The 15,447-nt window shown below is 73.4% G+C and carries 12 protein-coding genes; 6 read left to right on the top strand and 6 right to left on the bottom strand.

Features of this window, described 5'->3' with window-relative positions; genetic code table 11:
* Nucleotides 1-259: 259 nt before the first annotated feature.
* Entirely contained in the window at nt 260-2,602 is a 2,343-nt protein-coding gene (locus tag ACIGDI_RS07220; RefSeq protein WP_399891756.1) for a hypothetical protein, read from the top strand.
* Here ACIGDI_RS07220 and ACIGDI_RS07225 read toward each other — a convergent pair.
* The 4 genes from ACIGDI_RS07225 to ACIGDI_RS07240 all read right to left on the bottom strand — a co-directional run bounded on the left by ACIGDI_RS07225 (nt 2,572) and on the right by ACIGDI_RS07240 (nt 7,227).
* Nucleotides 2,572-5,013, bottom strand: a complete 2,442-nt coding sequence (locus tag ACIGDI_RS07225; protein WP_399891759.1) for a right-handed parallel beta-helix repeat-containing protein — start codon at nt 5,011-5,013, stop codon at nt 2,572-2,574. The two genes, ACIGDI_RS07220 and ACIGDI_RS07225, sit on opposite strands and share 31 nt — an antisense overlap.
* A gap of 111 nt (nt 5,014-5,124) precedes the next feature.
* Nucleotides 5,125-5,730 (bottom strand): hypothetical protein, encoded by a 606-nt coding sequence (locus ACIGDI_RS07230; RefSeq protein ID WP_399891762.1) that lies wholly within the window; start codon nt 5,728-5,730, stop codon nt 5,125-5,127.
* A 201-nt stretch (nt 5,731-5,931) separates the two neighbouring features.
* Entirely contained in the window at nt 5,932-6,759 is an 828-nt protein-coding gene (locus tag ACIGDI_RS07235) for an MOSC domain-containing protein (protein WP_399891765.1), read from the bottom strand.
* Nucleotides 6,760-6,801: 42 nt separating this feature from the next.
* Nucleotides 6,802-7,227, bottom strand: coding sequence for a DUF6643 family protein (locus tag ACIGDI_RS07240; protein ID WP_058927034.1), 426 nt, complete (start codon nt 7,225-7,227; stop codon nt 6,802-6,804).
* 301 nt (nt 7,228-7,528) lie between these two features.
* On the opposite strand from ACIGDI_RS07240, the gene ACIGDI_RS07245 reads away from it, so the two are divergent.
* Complete coding sequence (locus ACIGDI_RS07245; RefSeq protein ID WP_399892976.1) at nt 7,529-8,833, top strand: TerD family protein; 1,305 nt, start codon at nt 7,529-7,531, stop codon at nt 8,831-8,833.
* A gap of 6 nt (nt 8,834-8,839) precedes the next feature.
* On the opposite strand, the gene ACIGDI_RS07250 is transcribed toward ACIGDI_RS07245, so the two are convergent.
* On the bottom strand, nt 8,840-10,048 hold the full coding sequence (locus ACIGDI_RS07250) for a glycosyltransferase (RefSeq protein ID WP_399891768.1): 1,209 nt from the start codon (nt 10,046-10,048) through the stop codon (nt 8,840-8,842).
* 39 nt (nt 10,049-10,087) lie between these two features.
* On the opposite strand from ACIGDI_RS07250, the gene ACIGDI_RS07255 reads away from it, so the two are divergent.
* A complete protein-coding gene (locus tag ACIGDI_RS07255; RefSeq protein ID WP_399891771.1) occupies nt 10,088-10,873 on the top strand; it encodes a glutamate racemase in 786 nt (261 codons plus the stop codon).
* A 77-nt stretch (nt 10,874-10,950) separates the two neighbouring features.
* Nucleotides 10,951-11,496 (top strand): hypothetical protein, encoded by a 546-nt coding sequence (locus ACIGDI_RS07260; protein ID WP_399891774.1) that lies wholly within the window; start codon nt 10,951-10,953, stop codon nt 11,494-11,496.
* A gap of 417 nt (nt 11,497-11,913) precedes the next feature.
* Here the strand turns inward: ACIGDI_RS07260 and ACIGDI_RS07265 are convergent, their stop codons facing one another.
* Nucleotides 11,914-12,981 carry an O-antigen ligase family protein gene (locus ACIGDI_RS07265; RefSeq protein ID WP_399891777.1) on the bottom strand — a complete coding sequence of 356 codons (1,068 nt, stop codon included), beginning with the start codon at nt 12,979-12,981 and terminating at the stop codon, nt 11,914-11,916.
* Nucleotides 12,982-13,225: 244 nt separating this feature from the next.
* Here ACIGDI_RS07265 and lnt point away from each other — a divergent pair, with 244 nt between their 5' ends.
* A complete protein-coding gene (gene lnt / locus ACIGDI_RS07270) occupies nt 13,226-14,836 on the top strand; it encodes an apolipoprotein N-acyltransferase (RefSeq protein WP_399891780.1) in 1,611 nt (536 codons plus the stop codon).
* A gap of 110 nt (nt 14,837-14,946) precedes the next feature.
* Nucleotides 14,947-15,426 (top strand): NUDIX hydrolase, encoded by a 480-nt coding sequence (locus ACIGDI_RS07275; RefSeq protein ID WP_399891784.1) that lies wholly within the window; start codon nt 14,947-14,949, stop codon nt 15,424-15,426.
* Nucleotides 15,427-15,447: the final 21 nt, after the last annotated feature.

Below are 15,447 nucleotides of genomic sequence, written 5' to 3' on the forward strand. Positions count from 1 at the left end.
CGACACGCCCGGCACACCCTCTCCGACAAGGACATTCTTCCCGGCCCCGGTGCGCGGACGTCCCATCCTCGCACGCCTTGGTCCCGGTGGCGCCACCGACTGTCACGACGCGTGCATGCCGGCCAGGCATCATCCGCCCGCCGCTTGTCACACGTACAGGGGAGATTCGGTGAGAAGAGGTGTGAGGCGTCGTGGCGGCGGAGATCCTTGAGGCCGCACGGGCACAAGCCGACGGCTCGTCACGGGGGAAGTGCGAATCGTGGAACGCGCGCAGGAAGCCGCCTCGACGGAAGGCCCCGGCCGGCCGGCCGGGAAATCCGGAATCGCCCTGGAACTGCTGGTCCACGGGGTGGGCGGCACCACTCCGCAGGACATGCTCGGTGATCCGCGCACGGTGCGGGTCACCGGCGACGACACGGCCGCCGTCTTCCGGCGGGCCGAGGACGCGGACGCCGAGAGCCGACCCGAGGACTACCGGGGCCGCCCGGTCCCGGAGGCCTACGTCTGGTGCAATCTCACCTCTGGTAACAGCGCGCGGGCCCTGTGGCTCCTGTTGCTGCCGTTCATGGTCGTCAACCTCGCCCACTGGATGCGCCCCACCGCTCGCGGACGGGCCCGCACGGTCCGCTTCTACGGGCTGCTCGTCCGCCTGGCCGGCCTGACCCTGACCGTGCTGCTGGTCGCCGCCGCCTGCGAGGTCGCCCTGGACCTCGCGGCCTGGCAGTGCGCCGGCACCCGCGCGTGCGCGGCGCGCCACTCCTGGCTGGGCTTTCTCTCGCCGGAGGCCTCCCACGACGGCTGGTGGAGCCGCCCCGGCCGCCGCCTCGCCCTCGCCGCCCTCGTCCCCACGGCGCTCACCGGCCTGCTGTGGTACCTCTCGCGCCGCACCTGGAGCGCGTACGAATCGGTACAGCCGGTCTCCCGCCTCGACGAGTCCGAGGAGGACAGCGCCCGCACCTCCCTGGGCCGCCCCGGCTTCTGGTACGGCCGCCGCCTGGTCGCCCGGCTGCGCGCCGCCCACACCGCGGCCGGCCTGCTGACGGTCGCCGCGGCCCTGACCGCCTCGGCGGCCCGCTTCGACCGCGAGCCGGGCGGCCCCGCCCTCCTCGACACGCTGGGATGGCTCCTGTACGCCGCGCTCGCCGCCAACGCCGTCGTGACGCTGTGGGTGATCTGCCGCCGCGGGCGCACCGAGAACCGCCTGGACCAGCGGCTCGACAGGCATCTCGTACGACGCCTGCCGCTGGCCGCCCTCGGCCTGCTGCTGCTCGCCGCGGTGTACGCCGGCTGGGAGCGCCCGGGGTGGGAATCGGCGGGCCGGCTGCTGGGCGGCGGCACCGCGTTCGGCTCCATCGCGCTCGCCCAGGGCGGTCTGGTCATCGCCCTCGGCGTGGTGGCGCGTCTGCTGTACCGCACCCACCCCGATCCGCGGGCGGCGATGCGGGGCCTGGCCGGACCTGCCGTCGCGATGCTGGCCTGCGCGCTCGGCGGGGTGATGTCCGGCGGCGTCTCCCAGCGCGTGTCGGACTGGCTGGACGGCACCAGGGCCTCCATCGACGGCCCGCCCGTCCTGCTGACCTGGCAGTCCTCCGTCCTTCCCGTCCTCCTTCTGGTCCTGCTGGTGGTGTGCGCCTGGCTGGGGCGCGGCACCTGGCGGTTGCGCCGCGGCGAGATCGACGAGGTGGAGGCCGACTACCCCGGGGAGCGCCGGGACGCCGCCCGCACCCGCGCCATCGCCACCACGCGCGCGATGGCCACGCTCACCGACCGAGGGCCCCTCATCGCCGCCGTGACCGCCGCCGCCACCCTGGCCCTGGGCGCCGCCGCCCTCGTGGGGGCCGGGCTCACCGACGAGGCACCCGGCCCGGCCGCCCGCGACGCTCAGGCCTTCGTGCACGGCACCGCGCAGACCGCCCAGGCACTGGGCTCCTGGCTGATCGGCGTCGGCTTCATCCTCTTCGTCACCTGGGGCCGGCGCGCCTACAAGGACGCCTCCGCCCGGCGCACCATCGGCATCCTGTGGGACGTCGGTACGTTCTGGCCCCGCGCCGCCCACCCCTTCGCCCCGCCCTGCTACGCCGAGCGGGCTGTCCCGGACCTCACCTGGCGCATGGCCACCTGGACCCGTGCCACCGGCGGCCGACTGGTCATCTCCGGCCACTCCCAGGGCAGCGTGCTCGCCGCCGCGGCGGCCTGGCAGCTCAAGCCGTCCGACCGCAAGCGGGTCGCGCTGCTGACCTACGGCTCACCCCTGGAGCGCCTCTACGGCCGCTGGTTCCCCGCCCACTTCGGCCCGGCCGCGCTCAGCTCCCTGCACCAGGAGGTCGACTGCTGGCGCAACCTCTACCGGCTGACCGACCCGATCGGCGGCCCCGTCCGGCTGCCTGGCGACTGCGGCCCCGAGGTCGACCACGCACCGCTGAGGGACCCCCTCGCCTACGGCCGCACCGCCCGCCATCCGCTGCCCGCGCCGATCCTCGGGCACAGCGACTACCAGGCCGACCCCGTCTTCGCCGAGGAACGGGAACGGCTGCTGGCCCGGCTGCGCCCGGAGGTGCCGGGTCCGCGTCCTCAGGGGGAGTCGGGCAGGTCCTCGGCGTAGAGGAGCGTCAGGTCGTCCGTGCTCGGCTCGTCGACCTGCGCGACCCGGCTCGCGTGCCGCTCGACCATCGCCTCGAAGGTCTGCCGCGCGGTGCGGCCGTTGCCGAACGCCGGGCCCTTCGGGATCGCCGTGAAGTACTTCAGCAGCGCCTCCGCGGTGCCCTCCGCCAGCCGGTACTCGTGCTCGTCGGCCTGCTGCCCGACGATCCGCAGCAGCTCCTCGGGGTTGTAGTCGCTGAAGGTGATGGTCCGTGAGAAGCGGGACGCCACACCGGGGTTGACCGAAAGGAACCGTTCCATCTCGGCCGTGTAGCCCGCCACGATGACGACCACCGCGTCCCGGTGGTCCTCCATCAGCTTCACCAGGGTGTCGATGGCCTCCTTGCCGAAGTCCCGGCCCGAGTCCTCCGGCGACAGGGCGTAGGCCTCGTCGATGAACAGCACCCCGCCGCGCGCCCGGTCGAACGCCTCCTGGGTGCGGATCGCCGTCGACCCGATGTGCTCGCCGACCAGGTCGACGCGGGAGACCTCGACGAGGTGACCCTTCTCCAGCACACCGAGGGAGGCGAGGATCTCGCCGTAGAGGCGCGCCACGGTGGTCTTGCCGGTGCCGGGGGAGCCGGTGAAGACGAGGTGCCGCTTGACCGAGGCCGCCTTCAGGCCCGCCTGCTGCCGGCGCCGGCCCACCTCGATCATGTCGGTCAGCGCCCGCACCTCGCGCTTGACGCTGTCCAGGCCGACCAGCGCGTCGAGCTCACCGAGCACGGCCTTCGAGGTCCGCGTCGGCTGCTCCGGTTCAGCGGGGACGGCCTGGGGTCCCTGCTCGGTGATGCGCTGCCCCGGAATGGCGCCCAGCAGGCCGGGGGACTGGTGCACCGTCTGCACCGCGGTCTCCCGTGCCGCCGGCGGGCGCACGCCGGAGCCGCTCTCGTCGCTGGTGCAGTCCTCGACGTCGGGGCCCGTGCCGGCGGCCGCGTCCGGGCCGGCGTCGGCGAACTCGTAACCACCGCGCGCGCACCGCTCCGTGCGGCACTTCCGCAGTGTCGTGCGGCAGCCGTCGATCACATGGAAGCCGTAGCCGCCGCTGCCGGTGACCCGGCAGCTCAGGAAGCTGCCCCGGCCGCCCGCCGACACATAGAACCCGGCCTCGGCGGGGGAGTCGACCGTGCATCGCTCGATGGTCGGATCGGCGCCCTTGGTGACGATCACACCGGTCTGGGTGCCGTCCACGGTGCAGTTGTTGAGGGTGCCGCCGCTGCCGTGGTCGCGGAACCAGGCGCCCGTCGCCGCGTCCCGGATCCGGCAGTCGTCGAGCTGGGCCGTCGCCCCGTCGCTCACCGACACGGCCGTGTTGCGCACCTGCGACAGGTCGCTGTCGACGACGTCCGCGCGCGAGCCGCGGTCCAGGACGAACAGGGCGTCCGGCACGTCGTGCACCCGGCAGGACTCCAGCACCGCGGTGGCGCCGTCACTGACCCACACCGCCGGGTAGTCGCCGGTGCTGTCGAAGATCTCGCACTGGTTGGCGTCCACCCGGGTGCCCGGGTCCCACACCGACAGGCCGTTGCGCCCGAACTGACGCACCGTCGTGCGCGTCAGCGTCAGCACCGAACGCGACCGCAGGTCGACCGCGTTCTCCGGGATGTCGTGGATACGGCAGTCCGCCAGCGTGAGGACCGCGTCCGTGTCGAGGGTGACCCCGTCCGCCGTGGTGCGGTGCACATCGCAGTCCGTCAGATGGGCGGTGGCCCGGCCGGTGATCTGCACCCCGCTGCCGCGGACCTCGTACACCTCGCAACCGACCGCCTCCAGCGCGGAGTTCTCCCCCGTCGCCGTCAGCCCCGAGCCCGAGGCGTGGTGGACGCGGCAGCGCTCCAGACGCGGGTGCGCGCCGCCGCGGACCGCGACGCCCGCCTGCCCGGCCGCGACCACCTCGCACTCCTCGAACACCCCGCCGCCGCCGTCGAGTACGGCGATGCCGATGCCCGCCGGATTGTCGACCGTGCACCGCCGTACGGTGGGCCGCGCGCCTCCGCGCACCTCGATCCCGGCCGCGGACCGGGTCACGATCCGCACGTCCAGCAGCTCCGGCGTGCCCTCCTCGACCAGCAGCGCGGGCGCGGCCGCGTCCTGGCCCTCCACATGCAGGTCCTGGACCACGGCGGAGGCCCGCACGGTCAGCGGTACGCCGTCCAGGGGCGCGATCCGCACCGAGCCGGGGGAGCCCTCGGGGCCGCGCAGCGTCACCGGCCGCTGTACGACGAGGTTCTCCCGGTAGGTGCCGGGTGCGACGGTGAGGACGTCGCCGTCGGCCGCGGCCTCCAGGGCTGCGGCGAGCGACGCGTACTCACCTGTGCGGCGCCGCCACCGCGATGTTCCGGTGTGCGTCACCTGGACCGTGCCCTGTGCCATGGCGTTGCTGTGCCCCCACCTCGTAGTACGCGGGTTCGTGCTGCCGAAAGAGCTCGGCCGGTCCACCGTAGCGTGCGCGCGGGGGGTGGGTTGACCAGAGCCGGAAGGCCGTCAGCTGCCGGTGCCGGTCCTGCCCCAGTCCGGGCCCGCCCGGTCCCAGGCCTGGTCCCAACGGGCGTAGCGGCGAAGGACCATGCGCCAGAGGATCAATCGCCGAGTGCCCTCGACGGCGCCCGCGGTCAGCAGGGCGGCACCGAATCCCGCGAGCACCGCGTGGGTCGTGGCCGTCGCCGGATCCAGCGGACGGGCCACCAGTCGGCCGTGGATGTCCGTCCATATCGTGAAGTGGTCGCCGTGGCGCGGAGACTTGAGGGCGGCCAGGGTCACGGCGTGGTGCGCGGTGCCGTCGGGGGCCGTCCAGTCGGCGAGGACGCGGCTGCGCAGGTCCCGCGCCGAAGAGGTCTCGGGGTCGGTGTCCAGCGGGGAGCGGTCGAGCTTGCGCACGACGGTGGCCGTGACCGCGTGACGCGCGGCGCGCTGATCACGGACGGACTGCTGAAGCGAGTGCTGGGCGACGCGGCCGACGAGCGAGCCGACCACGGGCGCGGCGGCCAGGATCAACAGCAGGGCGACCAGCGCCACCCACGCCTCGACCAGATCGCTCGTACGACGCAGCGGATTGTGCCGCCAGCGCCAGAGTCCGCCGATCGCTCGCACCGTCCCGCACCCCCTTCCCCGCTCCGTGATAGCCCCTGGCGGAGTCCTCCACGGCCCGACCCGGTCGAAGAGAGAGCGAAATCACCTCCGGCCGGTGCCTCTCATGGAGTTCTCATCGAACATGCAACGTCCGGTGCCCCGGCGCCGGTTCCCGTGACGCGGGCCTTGGCCGGATCTTTCCTCGAGACCGGCCGGCGGGGCCTACTCGAGGATCGTGACAGGGTCGCCGATCCGGATGGTGCCGCGCTCGAGGGGCACCAGGTTCTGGCCGAAGACGAGCCTGCCGTCGATCCGGCGGTGCCGGCCCAGGGTGTGCAGGGGCTCCTTGCCCCGGGCGGCCGTGAACTGGTCGGTCGTCGTCACCAGACAGCGCCCGCACACCTTGGCGACCCGGAAGGTGACCTCCCCGACGGCGACGCGGCTCCAGTCGTCCTCGGCCCAGGCGGCGGTGCCGGAGACGACGAGGTTGGGCCGGAACCGGTTCATCGGCAGCGGGCCCTCGGCCTGATGCGGCCCCTGCGCGATCAGGGAGTTGAGGGCGTCGAGGGAGGCGTCGGTGGTGAGCAGCAGGGGATAGCCGTCCGCGAAGGTCACGGTCTCGCCCGGGAGCGCGAACTCCGGCTCGACGGGGCGGCGTACGGCAGGATCGTCCATGTGCACGAGGCGCGATCCGGCGCCCAGGTACTCGCTGCACCAGGCATGTGCGGCCGGCTGCTCAGCGAGGACGCCCTCCACCTTGTCACCGAAGATCTCCACCGTCACCGTGCCCTGCGGCCGCGGCACCGGCACCGTCAACGGGTCCATGCCCGGGGCGGACAGCCGTACGCCGCCGCCGGGCAGGAGCTCGGCGGCGGCCAGTGCGAGGCGCGGCTGCTCACGTTGTGTGACGACCTTTCCCCCGTCGTCGATCAGCGCCCAGCGCCTATCCCCGGCCAGCCCCCAGGGCTCCACGACGGCCTCCCGGGGCGCGAGGCCCCGGAACGCCTTGACCGGATGAACGTGAATCGACCGCAGCCGCGCATTCCCCATGGAGCCATCGTGCCAGGCGGCGGCGACGGCGGGGAAAGCGGCTCAGTAGCCGCGGTACTGCTGCTGGTTGTACGGATCCTGGTAGGGGGCGGCGGGCCGGGGAGCCGCGGGGCGCATGGCCTCGTAGCCCGTGCCGGCCGCCATGGGGCGCTGCGGCTGCTGCTGCGGGCCGGGATAGCCGCGCGGCGCGGTGGCCTGCTGCGGGATGTAGGCGGCGGGCGCCTGCTGCAGCGGTGAGGGCTGCTGCGCCTGTGGGTAGCCGTAGGAGGGCTGGGACGGGCCCGCCGGGAGGGCGGGCAGTGCCGACGGCAGCGCGGGCAGGTTGCTGCCCGGCATGTCGTAGGCGGCGGGGACCCTGATCGGAGCGATCTGCGGGGTGCCCCGCTCGGCGACGAGCCTGTCGTAGATCGGGGTGTCCGGGAAGGCGGAGTAGTAACCGCCGCCATAAGTGGAGCGGGGGGAGGTCATGGCACATAAGTTAAGCCCACGATGTGCTGGTTGGGGAGACCGATAAGAAGGTTGTTTTCCGTGTCTGCAGTGGCCCGGGATGCCCAATGCGAGCGAACGTGCCAAAAAGGGGCGCCGCGCGGGGCCGTGATCCGGTAAAGGCCGAGTTCCGGGCGGGTTACCGGCGGGTCGCTCGAGGGTCTCGTCGCGCCTCGCATGGGAGTTCGTCGCCCTGAGGAATAGGTTGTGCGCAGACGGAGAACCCGAAGGCGGCTTCCGGGCGCGGAGCGGCGCTGTGACACGCGAGGGGGCGGACATGTCAATGCCCAAAGGATCGAATACTCCGGTGCCTACGACGGCGCTGCGCGTGGAATTGGGCTGGCGCTCCGGCCCCGGGGTCCCCGACGCGGATGCCTCGGCGCTGCTGCTGGTGGGCCGCAAGGTCCGCTCCGACAGCGACTTCGTCTTCTACAACCAGCCCACGCACGCCTCCGGGGCGGTGCGGCACGAGGGCAAGAGGGACGGCGGAGGCAGGATCACCGACACCCTCCTCGTCGACCTCACGCGCGTGGAGGCGTCGATCGAGACCGTCGTCCTAGCCGCGTCCGCCGACGGCGGTACGTTCGGACAGGTCCCGGATCTCTATATCGAAGTCCGCGATGCCGCCTCCAATGCGGTGGTCGCTCGATTCGACAGCACGGGCGCGAGTGTAGAAACCGCTTTCGTCCTGGGGGAGTTCTACCGTCGGCAGGGCGCGTGGAAATTCCGTGCGGTCGGCCAGGGGTACAGCAGCGGACTGGAGGGCCTCGCCACGGACTTCGGTATCACCGTGGACGAACCCCAGCACAACCCGACCGCCGCCGCTCCGACGGCGCCCCCCGTCGCCCGGCCGGCGACCGTTCCGCCGCCCGTCGCGCCGCCCGTGACGATGCCGCCCCCGGCCGGGCCCCCGGCCCCCGTCCAGCCCCCCGCGCCTCCCACCGCACCGGTCCGCCTGAGCAAGGTCACGCTGACCAAGGCGGCCCCGGCGGTCTCCCTCACCAAACAGGGCGGCACCTCCGGCGCCATGCGCGTGAACCTCAACTGGCAGGTGCGCAAACAGTTCTCGGGATGGGGCAGCAAGCGCGGCCGCGCGGTGGCGATGCACGCCGACCTCGATCTCGACCTGTGCGCCCTGTACGAACTCACCGACGGCAGCAAGGGAGTCGTACAGGCCCTCGGCAACGCCTTCGGCTCCCTGAACCGTCCGCCGTACATCCACCTCGACGGCGACGACCGCACCGGTGCCCTGGCGAGCGGCGAGAACCTCACCGTCAACCTCGACCACAAGGCGAGCTTCCGGCGGATCCTCGTCTTCGTGACCATCTACGAGGGCGCGCGTTCCTTCGCCGACCTGCACGCCACGGTCACCCTCCAGCCGCAGTTCGGCGCGGCGATCGACTTCTCGCTCGACGAGTGCACGGTCCCCTCCACCGTGTGCGCGCTCGCCCTGATCACCAACACCGGCGGTGATCTGATCGTCCAGCGCGAGGCCCGTTATCTGGTGCCCGAGCGCGGGGTGAGCCCCCAGCGCACCGTCGACTACGCCTACGGCTGGGGCATGAACTGGACCCCCGGCCGCAAGTGACCGTCCTCAGGGCCATCGGAGAGGCCGCTCGTCCGCGACAGTGTCGGGGCGCGCGTAGGTGCGGCCCTTCCAGGCCGCGCCCCGCCCGCGGTAGTGCTGCACCGCCGAGTCCACCGTCATCAGGAGGTACAGGCACGCGGTGAACGGCAGCAGCGGGGCGAGCCACAGCGGCTGGCGGTAGTAACGGAGCATCGGCACGTACGTGCCCGCCATCACCAGCCAGGCGAGCCCGCCGAGGACGGCCGCCGTCAGGTCCCCCACCGTCAGCCCCGCGACCAGAGCCACCGGCGGCACCACATAGACCAGCAGCAGCCCGGCGACCGTCCCGAGCAGCAGCAGGGGATTGTGCCGCAGCTGCGCGTACGCGCTGCGCGACACCATCCGCCACAGGTCGTGCAGCCGCGGATAGGGCCGGACGCTGTCCACCTTCTCGGCCAGCCCCAGCCAGATGTGCCCGCCGCCGCCCTTCACGGTCCGCGCCAGCGCCACGTCGTCGATCACGGCATCCCGGATGGCGTCCGGGATCCGCGCCCGCTCGGCGGTGTCCGCACGCAGCAGGACGCAGCCGCCCGCCGCGGCGGCCGTCCGCGTCCGCCGCCCGCCGATCCGGCGGAAGGGGTACAGCTGCGCGAAGAAATAGACGAACGCGGGGACCACGAGCCGCTCCCACGCGCTCTCCACCCGCAGCCGGGCCATCTGCGACACGACGTCGAAGCCGCCGGTGCGCGCCGCCGCGACCAGCTCGCGCAGACTGTCCGGCTCGTGCGCGATGTCGGCGTCCGTCAGCAGCAGGTACTCCGGCCCACGCGCGCGTGCCAGGGCGATGCCGTGCCGCACGGCCCACAGCTTGCCCGTCCAGCCGGCCGGCGGCTCGCCGGGGGAGTCGACGGTCAGGGGCAGCCCGCCGTGGGACGCGGCCATTTCGCGGGCCAGTTCGCCGGTGCCGTCCGAGCTGCCGTCGTCGATCAGGAAGACCTCCGCACGCCCTGGGTAGTCCTGGGCGAGCAGCGAAGGCAGGGCGGCGGGCAGGACGGCGGCCTCGTCGCGAGCCGGGACGACGACGCACACCGGGGGCCACTCGCCGGGATCCTCGCGGCGCGGCAGCCTGACGTCCGTGCGCCAGAAGAACCCCTGACACAGCAGCAGCCACAGCCAGGCGGCGAGGGATACGGCGGCGGTCCACACGATGGCGCTCACCCGCGCAGTCTGCCCCACCGGACCGGCCCCGAACGGCTCATCGTCTATCGTGGCCGGGTGAAGATCGCGCTCATGGACTCCGGAATCGGTCTGCTTCCCGCCGCCGCCGTGGCGCGCCGTCTGAGGCCCGACGCCGACCTCGTCCTGTCCTGGGACCCCGACGGCATGCCCTGGGGACCGCGCACGCCGGAGGACATCACCGAGCGGGCCCTGGCCGTCGCCGGAGCGGCCGCGGAGCACGACCCGGACGTGCTGATCGTCGCCTGCAACACCGCGTCCGTGCACTCGCTGCCCGCGCTGCGCGCCCGTTTCGAGCCGAAGCTGCCGATCATCGGCACCGTGCCCGCGATCAAGCCCGCCGCGGCCGGCGGCGGCCCCGTCGCGATCTGGGCGACGCCCGCCACCACCGGCAGCCCCTACCAGCGGGGTCTCATCCAGGAGTTCGCTGCCGGCGTGGACGTCGCCGAGGTGCCCTGCCCCGGGCTGGCGGACGCCGTGCACCACGCCGACGACGCGGCGATCGAGGCCGCCGTCGCCGCGGCTGCCGCGCGTACCCCGCGGGACGTCACCACCCTCGTCCTGGGCTGCACCAACTACGAGCTGGTCGCCGAGCGCATCCGCGCCGCCGTCCAGCGGCCGGGCGAGCCGCCGCTCATCCTGCACGGCACCGCCGGCGCGGTGGTCGCCCAGGCGCTGCGCCGGATCGGCGCGCAGCCCGCCCCCGAGGCCGACGCCGACGGCACGCTGACGGTGCTGCTCAGCGGACGCCGGGCCGAGCTGCCCGCGACGGCGCTGACGTACGAGGAGGGACGTTTCCTCCAGGCGGTCAGCACCGCCCGGTGACCGGCGGGTGCCCGGTCGGCGCAGTCACTGTCCGCGACCCGGTACCACCGCTGCGAAACCTAGGTAACCTCATCGGTATGAGGGACCACCCCCACGACGAGAGCCTTCCGCACCCCGACGTCTGGACCGGGCGTGCCACCAACCGCGCCCAGTGGCTGCTGGCGCTCGGCGGCGCGGCCTTCATGGCGCTCGGCGTCGAGCTGGCCGTCGACTCCGCCTGGACCTCCGGCATCGCCCCGCTGGTCATGTCCGTCGTCGGCTGCATCGCGGCCGGGCTGCTGGTGCTCTTCGGCACGCTCGCCTTCGTCCACGTGGACCTGAAGCTCGACAAGGAGTCCCTCGAAGTGCGCTGCGGCCACATCGGTGTGCCGCGCCGCCGCATCCCCCTCGACACCGTGGCCGGCGCCGAGTTCGCCCCGCACGTCACCCCGCGCCAGTGGGGCGGCTGGGGCTACCGCTGGCGCCCCGAGAAGGGCACCGCGGTCGTCGTACGCCGGGGCGAGGGCGTCGTCCTGCAACTGTGGGACGGCCACACCTTCACGATCACCGTGGACAACGCCGAGGCCGCCGTACGGGTCATCAGGGACCGGCTGCGGCCGGGCACGCCGGGCGGGGCGCACTGAGCGACGGGGCGCGGCGTAAGCCGGTCGATCCTCGCAGGTCCTGACGCACGGCCCTTTCGGCGTGGCCGCTGCAAGCCGGGCGGGCGCTGGACCCGCGGCCCGGAATGCCCACGGCGCCGCCCGGTCGTTCCACGGCACGACCTTCTGACCTGGGCCTCGCGGCGTAGGCAGTCGGTCGGTCGTCGTCGGCTCCGGTGGGCTCTAGATCCGCGGCCCGGAATGCCCACGCCGCCCGGTCGTTCCACGGCACGACCTTCTGACCTGGGCCTTGCGGCGTAGGCAGTCGGTCGGTCGTCGTCGGCTCCGGTGGGCTCTAGATCCGCGGCCCGAAACCCCCACGGCGCCGCCGATCGATCCACCGCAGGCTCCTCGCGGCGTCACTCCGTCGTCCCGCGGCACGGCGTACCGGCCGAAGCCTCACGGCGTCAGCCGGTCGTCCCGGCGGCGGGCCCGTGTCTCGTGGCTCGGGGAGTCGTCGGTGAGGGGGCGGGCGGTGGCCAGGCCCGCCAGGAGGCCCGCTCCGACCGAGACGGCGGTGAAGCTCAGCGCGTTGCCGACCGAGGCGATCGCCGCGAGCAGCGTGAGCGCCGCGCCCGCCGTGAGCACGACCGGGGTGGGGCGCGGTGAGCGCCACAGCGTGTACAGCAGCCACCCGAACACGGCCGCCAGCAGCAGTAGCCCGACGACTCCCTGCTCCGCCGCCTGCTGCAACAGCGCCGAGTGCGGCTTGCCGTCGGGGAACAGGGTGCGGGTCGCCGTGGTGCTCACCTCGCCGAAGCGGCCCGGCCCCACTCCGAGGGCCGCGTTGTCGCGGGACAGGCGCAGGGCGTCGTGCCACAGCCGCAGGCGGTGCGGCGTCAGCTCGCCCTGCAGCGACGCGGTCAGTCCACCGGGCAGCGAGCCGGCGGCGACCGCCCAGGTGAGCAGGCCCACCGCGGCGGCACCGAGCGCCAGTCCGGCCATCCCCAGGGCGCGACCGCGCATCCGGCCCGCGGCGAGCGAGCACAGCAGTACGGCCGTGCAGCCGACGAACCCGCTCACCGAGCCCAGCACGGGCGCGGCCACCGTGATTCCGGCCGCCAGCGCGCCCAGCGCGAATCGCAGGGCCGGTGACCCGGCCTCCCACGCGGCACAGCAGGCGGCACCGGTGCAGAGGGTGAGCAGTGCGGCCGTACCGCCGGCGTGTCCGAGCGGCGCGTCGATCTGCGGGCCGGCCGCGAGGCGTGGCACCACCAGCATCAGCACCAGCCCGGCGAGCGCGCCCGCGCACATCGCCGCGACCGGCAGCAACGCGCCGCAGATCCGGCCCGCGGCGTAGCCGGCCGCCACGGCCAGCACCGCCAGCAGCACACCCTCCGGGCGGCCGTCGTGCGCGGTCGCCGTGATCAGCGACCAGGTGGCACAGCCGCCCAGCGCCATCACGCCCGCCGCGTCCGAAACGTTTCGTCTGTCGCCGTCCTCTCCAGGACCGGCGACGGACGTCATCCCCGTGGAACCCACCCCGCCCCCCACACCCGACCGAAGCCCCCCGACCTCGCACGACCCGCCCGTCGAGGCCGTGACCGGCCGGGCGACTGTGGCTGGGCACACCGTAACCGCTGATGGGCGTTTTGTGGATGAGTTGGACCGAGATGCGCAGGAACGGTGGGGCGCCCGGTTCCCGCGAGCCCGTGTGCTGCCATGCGGACCGCGCTGTCCCGGCCAAGGTCACCCGCCGTACACTCCCCGAGTGACCGTCACCGCAACTTCCGTGGACGAGTCGGACCAGTTGCAGCCGCGGACCGCGCCCTCCACGCGCGCGGCGCGCCTCGTACGCCTCGTTCCGGCTCTCGCCGCCGCACTCTGCGGAGTGCTGCTCTACGTCAGTTTCCCGCCGCGCCCCCTGTGGTGGCTGGCGCTGCCGGCCTTCGCCGGTTTCGGCTGGGTGCTGCGCGGCCGCGGCTGGAAGGCAGGTCTCGGCCTCGGCTACCTCTTCGGCCTCGGCTTCCTGCTGCCCCTGCTGGTGTGGACCGGCGTGGAGGTCGGGCCCGTGCCGTGGATCGCCCTGGCCGCGATCGAGGCGATGTTCATCGCGCTGGTCGGCGCGGGCGTCGCCGCGGTGTCCAGGCTGCCCGCCTGGCCGCTGTGGGCGGCGGCGGTGTGGATCGCGGGCGAGGCGGCACGCGCGCGCGTGCCCTTCCACGGCTTCCCCTGGGGCAAGGTCGCCTTCGGCCAGGCCGACGGAGTGTTCCTGCCGCTCGCCGCGGTGGGGGGCACCCCGGTGCTGGGCTTCGCGGTCGTCCTGTGCGGCTTCGGCCTGTACGAGGTCGTACGCCTGGCCCTGGACGCGCGGCGCACCCGGGAGATCCGGCGGTCGGCCGCGGCCGTGGCCCTGCTGAGCGTGGCCGTGCCGGTGGCGGGCGCGGTGGCCGCCCGCGCGCTGGTCAGCGACAAGGCGGAGAACGGCTACACGACCGTCGCGCTCATCCAGGGCAACGTGCCCCGCTCCGGGCTGGAGTTCAACGCACAGCGCAGGGCGGTGCTCGACTACCACGCGCGCGAGACCGAGCGCCTGGCCGCCGAGGTCAAGGCCGGCAAGATCGCCAGGCCCGACCTCGTACTGTGGCCGGAGAACTCCTCCGACGTCGATCCCTTCGCCAACGCCGACGCCTACGCCGTCATCGACCACGCGGCCAAGGCGATCGGCGCGCCCATCTCGGTCGGCGGCGTCGTCGCCCGGGACGGCAAGCTGTGGAACGAGCAGATCCTCTGGGACCCGAAGAAGGGCCCGACCGACACCTACGACAAGCGGCAGATCCAGCCCTTCGGCGAGTATCTGCCGCTGCGCGGCCTGATCGGCGCGATCAACGGCAACTGGACCTCGATGGTCCGCCAGGACTTCAGCCGGGGCAGCAAGCCGGGCGTGTTCACCATGGACCACGCCAAGGTCGGCCTGGTCACCTGCTACGAGGCCGCCTTCGACTGGGCGGTGCGCTCCGAGATCACCGACGGCGCGCAGCTGATCTCCGTACCCAGCAACAACGCGACCTTCGACCGCAGCGAGATGACCTACCAGCAGCTCGCCATGTCGCGCGTCCGCGCCGTCGAGCACAGCCGCACCGTGACGGTGCCCGTCACCAGCGGCGTCAGCGCGGTCATCATGCCGGACGGAAGGATCACCCAGAAGACCGGCATGTTCGTCCACGCCCACCTCGTGCAGAAGGTGCCGTTGCGGTCCTCCGAGACGCCCGCCACCCGGCTGGGCATCCTCCCGGAGATCGCCCTGGTGCTGGTCGCCGCGGGCGGTCTCGGCTGGGCGATCGGCGCGGCGGTGCGTGGGCGGCGCGCGGGGGACGCGTAGCGGTACGCGGGGGCCGTGTAGCGGTACGCCGGTTCGTGTAGCGGTACGCCGGGGGCACGCCCCCAGGGCGTCCGCCGGGACCCTGGCACCGGCCCCTTAGGGTCGGTGTCATGCCGACTCCTGACTTCATCCGTGAGATCCGGGCCACCGCGGGCCACCAGCTGCTCTGGCTCCCCGGCGTCAGCGCCGTCGTCCTCGACGACGAGAGCCGAGTGCTGCTCGGACAGCGCGCCGACAACCACAGGTGGGCGCTGATCTCCGGCATCCCGGACCCCGGGGAGCAGCCCGCCGCCGCCGTCGTGCGGGAGGTGGAGGAGGAGACCGGCGTCCGCGTCGCCGTCGAGCGGCTGGTCTCGGTGCGCTCCGGCCGGCCGGTCACCTACCCCAACGGCGACGTCTGCCAGTTCATGGACCTCTGCTTCCGCTGCCGCGTCCTGGGCGGCGAGGCGCGGGTGAACGACGACGAGTCGCTGGAGGTCGGCTGGTTCTCCCTGGACGAGCTGCCCGAGATGACCGAGTTCCACCACTTCCGCATCAAGCAGGCCCTGTCCGACGAACCCACATGGTTCGACCCCACGGCGCCCCAATGAAGTATGTGCTTTGACCACATG

This window comes from Streptomyces sp. NPDC085900, from assembly GCF_044540925.1.
Classification (GTDB): Bacteria; Actinomycetota; Actinomycetes; order Streptomycetales; family Streptomycetaceae; genus Streptomyces; species Streptomyces gilvifuscus.

Coding starts and splice junctions, on each gene's coding strand:
- ACIGDI_RS07225 (WP_399891759.1), bottom strand. CDS start 5,013: ATGGCACAGGGCACGGTCCAGGTGACGCACACCGGAACATCGCGGTGG.
- ACIGDI_RS07235 (WP_399891765.1), bottom strand. CDS start 6,759: ATGGGGAATGCGCGGCTGCGGTCGATTCACGTTCATCCGGTCAAGGCG.
- ACIGDI_RS07240 (WP_058927034.1), bottom strand. CDS start 7,227: ATGACCTCCCCCCGCTCCACTTATGGCGGCGGTTACTACTCCGCCTTC.
- ACIGDI_RS07245 (WP_399892976.1), top strand. CDS start 7,529: ATGCCCAAAGGATCGAATACTCCGGTGCCTACGACGGCGCTGCGCGTG.
- ACIGDI_RS07260 (WP_399891774.1), top strand. CDS start 10,951: ATGAGGGACCACCCCCACGACGAGAGCCTTCCGCACCCCGACGTCTGG.
- ACIGDI_RS07265 (WP_399891777.1), bottom strand. CDS start 12,981: ATGACGTCCGTCGCCGGTCCTGGAGAGGACGGCGACAGACGAAACGTT.
- ACIGDI_RS07275 (WP_399891784.1), top strand. CDS start 14,947: ATGCCGACTCCTGACTTCATCCGTGAGATCCGGGCCACCGCGGGCCAC.